The 12,919-nt window shown below is 38.3% G+C and carries 21 protein-coding genes; all 21 read left to right on the forward strand.

Translation table 11 applies throughout. From position 1 onward, the window contains the following. The first annotated feature begins 6 nt into the window (after positions 1 to 6). The 21 genes from rplR (at position 7) to trxB (ending at position 12,760) form a co-directional block, all read left to right on the forward strand. Positions 7 to 372 (forward strand): 50S ribosomal protein L18, encoded by a 366-nt coding sequence (gene rplR, locus ACPLVF_RS03450; RefSeq protein ID WP_424906424.1) that lies wholly within the window; start codon positions 7 to 9, stop codon positions 370 to 372. Positions 373 to 391: 19 nt separating this feature from the next. Further along, positions 392 to 889: a 30S ribosomal protein S5 gene (rpsE, locus tag ACPLVF_RS03455; RefSeq protein WP_424906425.1), complete on the forward strand. Its 498-nt coding sequence runs from the start codon at positions 392 to 394 to the stop codon at positions 887 to 889. A 27-nt stretch (positions 890 to 916) separates the two neighbouring features. Then, complete coding sequence (rplO, locus tag ACPLVF_RS03460) at positions 917 to 1,357, forward strand: 50S ribosomal protein L15 (protein ID WP_424906426.1); 441 nt, start codon at positions 917 to 919, stop codon at positions 1,355 to 1,357. After that, entirely contained in the window at positions 1,357 to 2,613 is a 1,257-nt protein-coding gene (gene secY / locus ACPLVF_RS03465; protein WP_424906449.1) for a preprotein translocase subunit SecY, read from the forward strand. Before rplO ends, secY begins: the two co-directional genes overlap by 1 nt. A 12-nt stretch (positions 2,614 to 2,625) precedes the next feature. Further along, positions 2,626 to 3,279 (forward strand): adenylate kinase, encoded by a 654-nt coding sequence (locus ACPLVF_RS03470; RefSeq protein ID WP_424906427.1) that lies wholly within the window; start codon positions 2,626 to 2,628, stop codon positions 3,277 to 3,279. Continuing rightward, a complete protein-coding gene (gene map / locus ACPLVF_RS03475; RefSeq protein ID WP_424906428.1) occupies positions 3,276 to 4,022 on the forward strand; it encodes a type I methionyl aminopeptidase in 747 nt (248 codons plus the stop codon). The genes ACPLVF_RS03470 and map overlap by 4 nt, the downstream gene beginning before the upstream one ends. Before the next feature lie 13 nt (positions 4,023 to 4,035). After that, positions 4,036 to 4,338: an RNA-binding protein gene (locus tag ACPLVF_RS03480; protein ID WP_424906429.1), complete on the forward strand. Its 303-nt coding sequence runs from the start codon at positions 4,036 to 4,038 to the stop codon at positions 4,336 to 4,338. A gap of 7 nt (positions 4,339 to 4,345) precedes the next feature. Then, positions 4,346 to 4,564 (forward strand): translation initiation factor IF-1, encoded by a 219-nt coding sequence (gene infA, locus ACPLVF_RS03485; RefSeq protein ID WP_068749337.1) that lies wholly within the window; start codon positions 4,346 to 4,348, stop codon positions 4,562 to 4,564. Between the two features lie 21 nt (positions 4,565 to 4,585). Beyond that, the gene (gene rpmJ / locus ACPLVF_RS03490; RefSeq protein ID WP_424906430.1) at positions 4,586 to 4,699 is read left to right on the forward strand and encodes a 50S ribosomal protein L36; all 114 of its coding nucleotides are present in this window, start codon (positions 4,586 to 4,588) and stop codon (positions 4,697 to 4,699) included. 15 nt (positions 4,700 to 4,714) lie between these two features. Beyond that, positions 4,715 to 5,086, forward strand: coding sequence for a 30S ribosomal protein S13 (gene rpsM / locus ACPLVF_RS03495; RefSeq protein ID WP_424906431.1), 372 nt, complete (start codon positions 4,715 to 4,717; stop codon positions 5,084 to 5,086). A 23-nt stretch (positions 5,087 to 5,109) separates the two neighbouring features. Beyond that, complete coding sequence (gene rpsK / locus ACPLVF_RS03500) at positions 5,110 to 5,490, forward strand: 30S ribosomal protein S11 (protein ID WP_424906432.1); 381 nt, start codon at positions 5,110 to 5,112, stop codon at positions 5,488 to 5,490. Between the two features lie 21 nt (positions 5,491 to 5,511). Then, complete coding sequence (rpsD, locus tag ACPLVF_RS03505) at positions 5,512 to 6,138, forward strand: 30S ribosomal protein S4 (RefSeq protein ID WP_424906433.1); 627 nt, start codon at positions 5,512 to 5,514, stop codon at positions 6,136 to 6,138. Positions 6,139 to 6,184: 46 nt separating this feature from the next. Further along, positions 6,185 to 7,135, forward strand: coding sequence for a DNA-directed RNA polymerase subunit alpha (locus ACPLVF_RS03510; RefSeq protein ID WP_424906434.1), 951 nt, complete (start codon positions 6,185 to 6,187; stop codon positions 7,133 to 7,135). 16 nt (positions 7,136 to 7,151) lie between these two features. Further along, a complete protein-coding gene (rplQ, locus tag ACPLVF_RS03515) occupies positions 7,152 to 7,484 on the forward strand; it encodes a 50S ribosomal protein L17 (RefSeq protein ID WP_424906435.1) in 333 nt (110 codons plus the stop codon). 56 nt (positions 7,485 to 7,540) lie between these two features. Next, positions 7,541 to 8,371, forward strand: a complete 831-nt coding sequence (locus ACPLVF_RS03520; RefSeq protein WP_424906436.1) for an energy-coupling factor transporter ATPase — start codon at positions 7,541 to 7,543, stop codon at positions 8,369 to 8,371. Continuing rightward, positions 8,356 to 9,219, forward strand: coding sequence for an energy-coupling factor transporter ATPase (locus ACPLVF_RS03525; RefSeq protein WP_424906437.1), 864 nt, complete (start codon positions 8,356 to 8,358; stop codon positions 9,217 to 9,219). The genes ACPLVF_RS03520 and ACPLVF_RS03525 overlap by 16 nt, the downstream gene beginning before the upstream one ends. Further along, positions 9,212 to 10,006, forward strand: a complete 795-nt coding sequence (locus tag ACPLVF_RS03530; protein WP_424906438.1) for an energy-coupling factor transporter transmembrane component T family protein — start codon at positions 9,212 to 9,214, stop codon at positions 10,004 to 10,006. Before ACPLVF_RS03525 ends, ACPLVF_RS03530 begins: the two co-directional genes overlap by 8 nt. 20 nt (positions 10,007 to 10,026) lie before the next feature. Next, complete coding sequence (truA, locus tag ACPLVF_RS03535; protein WP_424906439.1) at positions 10,027 to 10,767, forward strand: tRNA pseudouridine(38-40) synthase TruA; 741 nt, start codon at positions 10,027 to 10,029, stop codon at positions 10,765 to 10,767. A gap of 52 nt (positions 10,768 to 10,819) precedes the next feature. Then, positions 10,820 to 11,254 (forward strand): 50S ribosomal protein L13, encoded by a 435-nt coding sequence (gene rplM / locus ACPLVF_RS03540; RefSeq protein WP_424906440.1) that lies wholly within the window; start codon positions 10,820 to 10,822, stop codon positions 11,252 to 11,254. A 21-nt stretch (positions 11,255 to 11,275) separates the two neighbouring features. Beyond that, the gene (gene rpsI, locus ACPLVF_RS03545) at positions 11,276 to 11,665 is read left to right on the forward strand and encodes a 30S ribosomal protein S9 (RefSeq protein WP_424906441.1); all 390 of its coding nucleotides are present in this window, start codon (positions 11,276 to 11,278) and stop codon (positions 11,663 to 11,665) included. Between the two features lie 177 nt (positions 11,666 to 11,842). After that, a complete protein-coding gene (trxB, locus tag ACPLVF_RS03550) occupies positions 11,843 to 12,760 on the forward strand; it encodes a thioredoxin-disulfide reductase (protein WP_424906442.1) in 918 nt (305 codons plus the stop codon). The last annotated feature ends 159 nt before the right edge of the window (positions 12,761 to 12,919 follow it).

The raw sequence follows: 12,919 nt of genomic DNA on the forward strand, positions 1-12,919 counted from the left end.
TTGATTATGATAGTTAAAGAATCTAGAAATGAGGCACGGAAAAAACGCCATCGCAGAATTAGAAAAAAGCTTTTTGGTACTGCTGAAAGGCCGAGACTTAGCGTTTTTAGGAGCTTAAAGCATATTTATGCCCAAATCATAAACGATGAAATTGGTCATACCCTTGTGGCAGCTTCAACCCTTGACCCCGAATTAAGGGATAAAGTTACGGGATGCAATATAGAAGCTGCACGGATGGTTGGTGAATTAATAGCAAAGAGAGCCCTTGAAAAGGGTATTACTAAGGTGGCTTTTGACAGAGGCGGATATCTCTACCATGGGAAGGTAAAGGCTTTGGCAGATGCGGCAAGGGAAGCGGGCCTTGAATTTTAAAAAAGGAGGAGGTTAGAGAATGCAAAAGGGTCGGGAAGTAGAAGAATTTGTGGAAAAAGTGGTTTCTATAAATAGGGTTTCAAAGGTAACAAAAGGTGGGAAAAACTTCAGATTTGCCGCACTTGTGGTTGTAGGCAATAAAAACGGAAAAGTAGGGGTTGGCACGGGAAAAGCTCTTGAAATTCCAGATGCTATAAGAAAAGGCATTGAAAATGCAAAAAAGAATATGATAGAAGTTCCTGTTATTAATGGAACAATCCCTCACGAGGTTATTGGAGAATCCGGGGCTGGCAAGGTTTTAATAAAACCTGCAGTAGAGGGTACCGGCGTAATCGCTGGCGGTCCTGTGAGAGCTGTTTTAGAGTTGGCTGGAATAAGAAATGTTGTAAGCAAATCCCTTGGTTCAAACAATGCAAAAAATATGGTTGATTCGGCAATGGATGCCTTAAGACAGCTTAAACGCCCTGAGGATGTTGCGCGGTTGAGGGGAAAATCCTTAAAGGAGATCTTAGGGTAAGGTTTTTAATTGTAAGGAGGTGTTTTGATGAGGCTACATGATCTAAGACCTGCAGAGGGCTCAAGAAAAAGACCTAAAAGGGTAGGTAGGGGTATAGGCTCTGGACATGGCAAAACCGCGACCAGAGGCCATAAAGGGCAAAAAGCAAGATCAGGAGGAGGAGTCAGGCCAGGGTTTGAAGGCGGACAGATGCCCCTTTATAGAAGAATACCCAAAAGAGGATTTACTAATATATTCAAAAAGGAATTTGCTGTGGTTAATGTAGAAGACTTGAATGTTTTTGAGGATAACACAAGGGTTACTCCCGAATTATTATTAGAAAAAGGTATTATAAAGAAGGTAAAGGACGGAGTGAAGGTTTTGGGAGATGGCGAATTAACCAAAAAATTAGAAGTGGTAGCCCATGCTTTTTCAAAATCAGCTCTCAGTAAGATAGAGGCTGCCGGCGGTAAAGCCGAGGTGATATGATGCTGGATGCCCTCAGGAATGCTTGGAAAATCCCGGATCTTCGAAAAAGACTTCAATTTACTCTTTTAATGCTGATTATCTTTAGAATTGGAGCTTTTGTTCCCGTGCCGGGCATGAACCCGGAAGCTGTAAAACAGCTAATTGAAAAGGGTGCCTTGCTTGGATTTTTTGATATAATCGCTGGTGGGGCGTTCAAACAGTTTTCAGTATTTGCAATGAGTATTACTCCTTATATCAATGCATCCATTATAGTTCAGCTATTGACAATTGTAATTCCTAAGTGGGAGGAACTTGCAAAAGAAGGAGAAGCGGGTAGAAAAGAACTTGCAAAATATACTCGCTATGGAACGGTTATTCTGGGTTTAATCCAAGCAACAGGACTTGCAATTGGGTTCAGGAGTGCCCTTTTGTATAAAGGATTTTTTGGAAGCCTTATTGTTGTGATCAGTCTTACAGCTGGAACAGCATTTTTAATGTGGGTTGGAGAACAGATAACGGATAAAGGGATTGGAAATGGTATTTCTCTTTTGATTTTTGCAGGTATTGTTTCGAGATTGCCCAGCGGGATATATCAAGTTTTTCAGTATGTAAGGATAGGAACAGCAAACATCTTTATGGTAATACTATTTACGATTTTTGCTGTAGCGGTTATCGTCGGAGTAGTTGCAGTGCAACAAGCGGAAAGAAGAGTACCTGTGCAGTATGCTAAAAGGGTAGTTGGCAGGAGGGTTTACGGAGGTCAATCAACACATATTCCAATGAAATTAAATGCTGCAGGGGTTATACCAGTAATATTTGCTATGTCTATCCTCCTTACACCGAGCACCATTGCAGGCTTTTTCCCTAATAGCAAAATAGCAGTATCCATAGCTAATGCTATAAGGCCAGGTGGGTGGTTCTACGCAACCCTTTACGCTGTGCTTATAGTGTTCTTTACTTATTTTTACACGGCAGTTACTTTTAATCCATTGGATATTGCGGAAAACATGAAAAAGTACGGCGGATTTATACCGGGTATAAGGCCAGGTAAACCTACTGCCGAATATTTAGACAGAATCATGAGTAGGATAACTTTGATCGGAGCACTTTTCCTTGCGGCAATTGCAATACTGCCTTATATCATTACGGGTGTTACTGCCCTTAATATTTACTTTGGCGGTACGGCGCTGCTAATTGTTGTGGGTGTTGCTTTAGAAACGATGAAACTAATTGAAGCCCAGATGGTAATGAGACATTATGAGGGCTTCTTAAAGTAGGAGATGAGAAAAATGAGACTAATATTGCTTGGGCCACCCGGGGCCGGAAAGGGAACTCAGGCAAAGATGCTTTCTGATTATTTTGGCATACCCCACATTTCAACGGGTGATATATTGAGAGCAGCGGTCAAAGAAGGGACGCTCCTTGGGGTAAAAGCTAAGGAGTACATGGAAAAAGGATTACTTGTACCAGACGATCTCATAATGGAAATTGTCAAAGAAAGATTGGAGAAGCCAGACTGTGAAAAAGGATTTGTTATGGATGGCTTCCCAAGAAATTTATATCAGGCAGAAGGATTGAAAAAAATCTTAGAAGAGAAAAATATTAAACTTGACGCGGTAATTAATTTTGATGTCCCAAAGGAAGAACTTATAGAAAGGTTTACTGGAAGAAGGGTTTGCCCGAGCTGCGGGGCATCTTATCATATCAAGTATAACCCTCCGTTAAAAGAAAATATTTGTGATAAGTGCGGTTCAGAGCTCATAATAAGGGCTGATGACAATAGGTCTACGGTGGAAAAAAGAATAGAAGTATATGAAAAAGAAACAATGCCATTGATAGAATACTATAAAAACGAAGGGATCCTTATTTCCATTGATGGAACAAAATCCATAGATGAAGTCTTCAAAAAATTAATAGGCCTTCTAAGAGGCGAAATACAATGATTGTTATTAAATCAAAGCGTGAGATAGAATTAATGAGAAAGGCCGGGAGGGTTGTAGCCAAGGTACTTGAAGAAATAGAAAAGACTATAAAACCTGGCATTGCAACAATAGAACTCGACAGTGTGGCAGAAGAAATTATTAAAAAATACAATGCTATTCCGGCTTTTAAAGGATATAGGGGATATCCAGCAACTATTTGCTCTTCAATAAATGAAGAGGTAGTTCATGGAATTCCTGGTTTAAGATTCCTAAAAGATGGTGATATTATTAGTATAGACGTTGGTGCAATAGTTGACGGTTACTGTGCTGATGCTGCAAGAACTTTTCCAGTTGGAGAAGTTTCTGAGGATGCAAAGAAATTGATAGAAGTTACTGAAAAAAGCTTTTTTGAAGGAATAAAATATGCTACACCAAATTTCAGACTGTCGGATATATCCCATGCTATTCAAAAATATGTTGAAGAGAATAATTTTTCAGTTGTAAGGGATTATGTTGGTCATGGAATTGGGAGAAAAATGCATGAGGAACCTCAGGTGCCAAATTTTGGCCCTCCCGGGAAAGGACCACGCCTTCGAGAGGGAATGACTTTAGCCATTGAACCAATGGTAAATGCAGGTGGATACGAGGTAGAAATTAAAGAAGATGGCTGGACAGTAGTTACAAAAGATCGAAGCTTATCAGCTCATTACGAGAATACTATAGCCATTACAAATGGCGAACCCGAGATATTAACTATAGCATAGGGAAGGTGCTTTTATGCCAGAAGTTGAGCTGGGACAGTTAGTAATTTCGAAGGCTGGCAGGGATAAAGGGAGGTTCATGCTAATAGTAAAAATAATTGATTCTCAGTATGTTTTGGTCGCAGATGGAGAGCTTCGACGAATAGAAAAGCCCAAAAAAAAGAAAATAAAACATTTGCAATTGACTAATAAAAAGGATGGTTTTATATATGAAAAATTAATCAACAATAGAAAGGTTTACAATGAAGAAATCCGACGAGCCCTCGAAGAACTTACAGGAAAACCCGATGAAAACAAGGGTTCCAAAGGAGGGGAGTAGGGCTTATATGTCAAAGGAAGATGTTATAGAAGTTGAAGGTACAGTAGTAGAGCCTTTACCTAATGGGATGTTCAGAGTAGAACTGAAAAACGGGCACAAAGTACTTGCACACGTTTCGGGTAAGATTAGGATGAATTATATAAGGATTTTACCGGGAGACAAAGTTACGGTTGAGCTCTCACCATATGATCTGACCCGCGGACGAATAATTTACAGACACAAGTAAGGGTGAAGGAGGATACCTAATATGAAGGTGAGACCATCGGTTAAGAAGATATGTGAAAAATGCAAGATTATAAAAAGAAAAGGCAGAATTAGGGTTATTTGTGAAAATCCTAAGCACAAACAAAGACAGGGTTAAAGGAGGTTTGAGTTAATGGCGCGCATAGCGGGCGTTGATTTACCCAGGGATAAAAGGGTAGAAATAGCTCTTACTTATATATACGGTATTGGTAGAAGTCTTTCTAACAAAATACTAAAAGAGGCAAATGTTAATCCTGACACAAGGGTAAAGGATTTAACGGAAAAAGAAATAAGCAAATTAAGGGACATAATTGAGAAAAACTACAAAGTCGAAGGCGATTTGAGAAGAGAAGTTGCAATGAATATTAAAAGGTTAATTGAAATTGGTTGCTACAGGGGCATAAGGCACAGAAAAGGTCTGCCTGTACGCGGGCAGAGGACGAGGACAAATGCAAGAACAAGGAAAGGCCCGCGTAAGACGGTAGGCACAAGACGTAGTAAATAAATTTTATTGGGGGTGAGTAAAAAGTGGCAGTTGCAAAAAGACGTAAGGATAAAAAACGTGTAGAGAAGGGTAAAGCACATATCCATTCCACATTTAATAATACAATTGTTACTATTACGGATGAGGCGGGGAACCCTTTAACTTGGGCAAGTGGAGGAACTGTAGGTTTTAAAGGGTCAAGGAAAGGAACTCCTTTTGCTGCTCAGCTTGCAGCTGAAGCTGCAGCAAAAAAAGCTGCGGATTACGGTCTTAAAACTGTTGAAGTTTATGTGAAAGGACCTGGTCCCGGTAGGGAAGCGGCTATAAGATCACTTCAAGCAGCAGGCCTGGAAATAACCGTTATTAAGGATGTCACACCCATACCTCATAACGGTTGCCGTCCACCAAAAAGAAGAAGAGTATAACAATGTTAAGGAGGGATCTGAATGGGAAGATATACCGGACCATCTTGCCGTTTGTGCCGCAGAGAAGGTATAAAGCTTTATCTTAAAGGTGAGCGCTGCTATACACCAAAATGTGCGATTGAGCGGCGAGGCTATGCTCCCGGCCAGCACGGCCAAATGAAGAAAAAACTTTCAGAATATGGCATACAGCTTCGCGAAAAACAGAAAGCTAAAAGGATTTATGGAATTCTTGAAAATCAGTTTAAGATTTATTTTGAAAGGGCGACTAAACAAAAAGGTGTTACTGGTGAAAACCTGTTAAGGCTTTTAGAGCTGAGACTTGATAATGTTGTATACAGGTTAGGATTTGCTAAATCAAGGGCACAAGCAAGACAGATTGTAAGGCATGGCCATATAGAAGTTAATGGAAAGAAGGTAACAATACCTTCCTATCAAGTAAGAGCAAAAGATGTAATAGCAGTTAGAGAAAAAAGCCGCGAACTTGAGTTTTTCAAAGAAATGGCTGAATTAGGAAGAACGAGAATAGTGCCCGAATGGCTCTCGGTTAATTACGATACCTTGACAGGAGAAGTATTAAGGGTACCGAACAGAGAAGATATAGATGTTCCAGTACAGGAACACTTAATAGTAGAATTGTACTCCAAATAATTAAGCCCTCAGCTGATTATTTAACAAGGAGGGTAAAAGCAATATTATGAACGATTTTGAAAAGCCAAGGATAGAATTGGTTGAGGTCAGTGAAGACAATACTTACGGTAAATTGGTTATTGAGCCCCTCGAAAGAGGCTATGGTACAACCCTTGGCAATTCATTAAGAAGGGTTTTGCTCTCATCAATACCTGGCGCTGCAGTTACTTCTATAAAAATAGATGGGGTTCAGCATGAGTTTTCAACAATCCCAGGTGTCTTAGAAGATGTAGTAGAAATAATACTTAATATAAAAGGATTAGCAATAAAAATGCATACTGATGAACCCAAAATATTGAGGATTGAAGCACAGGGTGAGGGCGAGGTCACAGCAAAGGATATAATATGTGATGCCGATGTAGAAATAGTTAATAAAGACCATCATATAGCGACCTTAGAAAAGGATGCAAGGTTTTTTGCTGAGTTAACCTTGGAAAAGGGCAAGGGTTATGTTTCTGCAGAAAAAAATAAAAAGCCAGGGCAACCTATAGGCGTGATACCGATAGATTCAATTTTTACTCCAGTTATTAAGGCGAACTATACTGTTGAACATACTCGTGTAGGATATGTGACAGATTACGACAAGCTGACCTTAGAAGTATGGACAAATGGCACCATAAAACCAGATGAAGCTGTTAGCGAGGCTGCAAAAATTTTAATAAATTATTTTAGCTTATTTACAGGCCTTTCAGAAATGGTCAAAAAGGTTGAAGCACCGGTTGAAAAAGAAAAGGATGAAAGGGAAAAATTGCTTGAAATGCCTATTGAAGAACTGGATTTGTCCGTACGTTCTTACAACTGTCTGAAGAGGGCGGGAATAAATACAATAGGTGAGCTAATACAAAGAACGCCTGAAGACATGATGAAGGTAAGAAACTTAGGTAAGAAATCCTTGGAGGAAGTAGAAGAAAAACTCGCAGCTTTAAATCTTTCTTTGAAGAAATCAGAAGAGGCATAGTAAGGAGGGAAGAAAAATGAGGAAATTAGGCAGGGATAGCGGCCACAGGAAAATGATGCTTAGAAATTTAGTTACCTCCCTTCTAAAACACGGTAAAATAATCACTACCGAGACAAGGGCAAAAGAAGTTAGAAGTATTGCGGAAAAAATTATCACAACAGCAAAGAAAAACGATCTTGCTTCAAGAAGAAAGGTACTCGCAGAGGTCTTAGATGAGACAACAGTAAAAGAGCTGTTTGATAAAATTGCGCCAAAATATCAGGACAGAAATGGAGGATATACAAGGATTGTTAAAATTGGCCCCAGAAGAGGAGATTCAGCAGAACTGGTTGTTTTAGAATTGATATAAAGTAGATTAAATAATAGTTAATAGTTTTTAAAAGAAATAGTAAAGGGGGCTAAAAAATGGCCGCCGAAATAAAGGTTGAAAACGTATATTTTCAATATTCTCAGAGCAAAGATTTAGCTTTGCAAAATATAAACCTTACCATAAAAAAAGGAGAATTTGTTGCTATAATAGGTCCAAATGGTTCTGGAAAATCTACTTTGGCCAAATTATTTAATGGACTTTATACACCAACAGAAGGCGAAGTTTGGGTAGACGGCCTTAATACCAAAGATAAGGATAGGATATGGGAGATTAGGCAAAAAGCAGGCTTAGTGTTTCAAAACCCTGACAATCAGATTGTTGCAACAGTTGTTGAAGAAGATGTGGCGTTCGGACCTGAAAATTTAGGGCTGCCGCCTGAAGAAATTAGAAAGAGGGTTTATGAAGCGTTAAAAACTGTAGAACTATATGAGTTTTCAAAAAAAGCCCCCCATCTCTTATCCGGCGGCCAAAAACAAAGGGTTGCAATTGCAGGAATACTTGCGATGAAACCAGATTACATTATTTTAGATGAACCTACTGCGATGCTTGATCCTATAGGTCGAAGGGAAGTAAATAAAACAATTAAAAAATTAAACACAGAAGAAAACAAGACAATAATCCTTATAACCCATTTTATGGAGGAAGCAGTTCAGGCTGACAGGGTTCTAGTAATGGAAAAGGGAAATATTGTTATGGAAGGAAGCCCCAAAGATATATTTTCAAGGGTTGAAAGATTAAAGGAAATAGGTTTGGATGTGCCGCAGGTAACTGAATTAGCCAACGGTCTTCGGGCAGAAGGCTTGAATATTAGGCCTGATATACTGACAATTGAAGAAATGGTGGAATGCCTATGTCAATTATTATAAAAAACTTAACTCATGTTTATATGCCCGGGACGCCGTTTGAATCTATAGCATTGAAAGACATTAATTGGGAAATAAACGATGGGGAATTTTGGGGATTAATAGGGCATACTGGCTCTGGAAAATCTACGTTAATTCAGCATTTGAACGGTTTGTTAAAGCCTACTTCGGGAGAAATAATAATTGATGGCGTAAATATTAAGGAAAAAGGGGTAAATTTAAAAGAAATAAGGCATAAGATAGGGCTTGTTTTTCAATACCCTGAACATCAGCTGTTTGAAGAAACTGTTGAAAAGGATGTGGCCTTTGGACCCAAAAATATGGGATTATCAGATGACGAAGTTATAAATAGAGTAAAAGAAGCTTTAGAAGCCGTAGGCTTAAACTATGAAGAAATTAAAGACCGTTCACCTTTTGAGCTAAGCGGCGGACAGATGAGGAGAGTAGCTATAGCAGGGGTTTTGGCAATGAAACCAAAAGTGCTTATATTAGATGAGCCTACGGTAGGACTTGACCCAAAGGGGCGAGATGAAATCTTAGAGGAAATTGTAGAACTCAAAAGAAGATACAACATGACTATTATCCTTGTTTCTCACAGCATGGAGGATATTGCAAGGTTAGTCGATAAAATAGCAGTACTTCATAAAGGTCGATTAATAAAGTGCGGTACCCCAAAGGAAATATTTAAAGATAGAGAAAGCCTTTCTTCCATTGGACTTGATATCCCACAGGTAACTCATTTGATGTACCGTCTGAAGGAAAGGGGAATAGATGTACCAACAGATGTACTAACAGTAGAAGAAGCAAAAAGGGCTATCTTAGCATTGGTAAGGAGGAAAGGCTATGCGTGAGCTTAGCATAGGGCAGTATATACCGGGAGATTCTTTTGTTCACAAACTGGATCCCAGAACAAAAATAATAATTACTTTTGTGTTCATGATAGTAATATTTGTAATAAATAATTTTTATGGATATATATTTCCTGTAATCTTCATATTGATAGCAGCATTGTTTTCAAAAATATCCTTAAAATATATGATTAAAGGCCTTAGGCCATTACTTTTTATCATTTTTTTGACGTTTATTTTGAACCTTTTTATGATAAAAGGAAGAATTTTATATGAAATAGGGCCTTTTGATATTACCTATGAAGGATTATACCAGGCAGTTTTTATGGCTTTAAGGCTAATATTTTTGATTGTCGGAACATCCCTTTTGACATTAACAACTTCTCCAATAATGTTAACAGATGGGATAGAGTACTTACTAAAACCCTTTAAACGCATTGGTGTACCTGCCCATGAACTTGCAATGATGATGACAATTGCTTTACGGTTTATTCCTACTTTGCTCGAAGAAACAGATAAAATAATGAAAGCACAAATGGCAAGAGGGGCAGACTTTCAAAGCGGGAATTTAATAAACAGGGCAAAAAGCTTGGTGCCTATTTTAGTGCCTCTTTTTGTCAGCGCTTTTAGGCGGGCGGATGAGTTGGCAATGGCTATGGAATCGAGGTGTTATAGGGGCGGAGAAAATAGAACGAGAATGAAAGAACTGAAAATGACGAATAAAGATTTTATAGCGCTTTGCGCAACAGCTGTTATGACAGCTGGATGTATTGCCAGCAGATTCCTATAATTAGGTGGCGGAACTAACCCATGAACGTTAAAATAGAAATTGAATACGATGGAACTAATTATCATGGGTGGCAAAAGCAAAAGAATTCCATATCAATACAAGAGATAATGGAAAATGCTATAAAAAAGGTATTAAAGGAGGAAGTAAAACTAATTGGTGCGGGGAGGACAGATGCTGGTGTCCATGCAAAAGGACAGGTAGCAAATTTCCACACCAATACCAAAATCCCTATAGAAAAATTACCCTATGCAATTAATAGCCAATTGCCACCGGATATTGTGGTTAAAAGTGCAACAATTGTTCCAGAAGATTTCCACGCAAGGTACAGCGCAAAAGCAAAGGTATATACCTATACCATTTATAATTCTAAATTCCCGTCACCCTTTTACAGGTATTACAGCTATTTTTATCCTTTCCAGCTTGATTTAAAATCAATGAGAGAAGCTGCGTCTTATATCGTTGGAGAACATGATTTTGCTGCTTTTAAAGCATCAAACAGCAGTGTAAAAAATACGGTGAGAACTGTAAATAGTTTGGAAGTTATAAAGCTGGGGGATATAATTAAAATAGAGGTTGAGGCAAACGGATTTTTATACAATATGGTAAGGATAATAGCTGGCACCCTTTTAAATGTAGGAATTAGGAAAATAAAACCAGAAGAAATTATAAAAATAATTGAGTCAAAAGATAGGAGCAGGGCAGGGCCTACATTGCCTGCCAGCGGACTTTGTTTAGAAAAAGTAATTTATGATGAAGCTTGACATTGAAAAAATAAGTGTAATAAAATAACCTTGTGATTTGAGGAGGGATATAATGAAAACCTTCATGGCAAAAAAAGACGAGATTAAACGAGAATGGTATATTATAGATGCAACGGATAAACCATTGGGAAGGCTTGCAGCTCAGGTAGCAAAAATTTTAAAAGGTAAACATAAACCTATATATACACCCCATGTGGATACGGGGGACCATGTTATTGTGGTAAATGCAGAAAAAGTAATATTGACGGGGAAAAAATTGGATAAAAAGATTTACTACCGCCATTCACTATATCCAGGTGGACTGAAAGCTGAAACCTATAGAAGCTTTTTAAAGAGAGCTCCCGAAAAGGCAATTTATAAAGCGATTTGGGGAATGCTTCCACATAATTCTTTAGGTAGAAAGATGATAAAGAAATTACGAGTCTACAGAGGACCGGAACATCCTCATCAAGCTCAGCAGCCAAAAGAATTGCCTTTTGAAGGATAATTTGATGAAAGGAGCGAGAGAATGAAGGACGCAATCTTAACAACCGGCAGGAGAAAAACCTCGGTTGCAAGAGTATGGATAAAGCCGGGAAATGGGCAGATTATTATAAATGAAAAGCCTTTTGAGGAATATTTTACCCTTGAAACTTTAAGGGAAGATGTTATAAAGCCTTTTGTTGTCACCAATACCCTTGGGAAATTTGATGTAGTAGCAAATGTAAAAGGTGGAGGATTTTCAGGTCAAGCAGGTGCAGTGCGCCATGGCATTGCAAGGGCGCTGCTTCAGATTGATGAGTCCTTCAAACCTGTACTAAGAAAAGAAGGGCTACTTACAAGGGATCCAAGAATGGTGGAAAGGAAAAAATACGGACTCAAAAAAGCACGGCGTGCACCTCAATTCTCCAAACGTTAAAGAAGGACGGAGTCCTTCTTTTTTCTTTAGTTAAAAAAGAATTAATATTGAGAATTATAGAATAAAAAATGATATTTTTACTGACAAAAGGGTTGTTAAATAAAAATAGTAAGATATAATTAAAATAAAAGTTAAAGGGAAATATTTTATTAAAAACATGTATAAGGAGGAATAAAAATGAATCACGATTTAATCATAATAGGTGGGGGACCGGCTGGTTTATCTGCAGCAATTTACGGGGCAAGGGCAAGGTTAGATACAGTGGTTGTGGAAAAAATGTATGCAGGTGGACAAGCAGCAATTACCGATAGGATAGAAAATTATCCAGGATTTGTAGAAGGAATAGGCGGAATGGAACTGACAGAAGCCATGAAAATGCAGGCAGAAAGATTTGGGGCAAAGTTCGTAAACGGAGAGGTTCAGAAAATAATACCCAAAGAAGATGGTTTTGAAGTGGTACTAAAAAATGAACAGTTAAAGGCAAAAGCAGTGATTCTTGCAATGGGAGCAGAAGCGAGAAAATTAATGGTGAAAGGTGAGAAGGAGTTTACAGGAAGAGGTGTTTCTTATTGCGCTACTTGTGACGGGGCTTTCTACACTGACAGGAAAGTGGTAGTGGTAGGTGGCGGAGATTCAGCAATAGAGGAAGCAATTTATTTAACGAAATTTGCTGAAAGCGTAACAGTAATACATAGAAGAAACGAGTTAAGGGCAACTAAGATATTACAGGAAAGGGCATTTTCTAATGAAAAGATTAAATTTTTATGGGATTCAGTAGTAGAAGAAATAAGGGGTAAGGATGCAGTAGAGGAAATAGTAGTAAAAAATATAAAGACAGGAGAGGAAATTATATATCCCACGGATGGGGTTTTTGTTGCAATAGGATGGGAACCTAATTCCGAAATAGTCAAGGATTTAGTTAAACTTAATGAAAGGGGCTATATAGTTACTGACGAAAATATGGCAACAAACGTACCAGGTATTTTTGCTGCAGGAGATATCAGGGAAAAAGCATTAAGACAGGTCATTACAGCTGCAGCAGATGGAGCAATAGCAGCGGTTTCTGCAGAAAAGTATATTGAGGAAAAAAGATAAATAAATAATAGGGAAATAAATATAAAATAGGTTATTAACCCTACGCATAATTTTTGCGTAGGGTTTAAAAATAATTTTATAAAAGAACCAACCGAATTTTAAATAATGATAGTGTAAAATATTTTTAGGTCAAAAAGGAGGAAAAAGCAGAAAAAATGT

Origin of the sequence: Thermovenabulum sp. (genome assembly GCF_049701175.1) — a bacterium.
Classification (GTDB): domain Bacteria; phylum Bacillota; class Thermosediminibacteria; order Thermosediminibacterales; family Thermosediminibacteraceae; genus Thermovenabulum.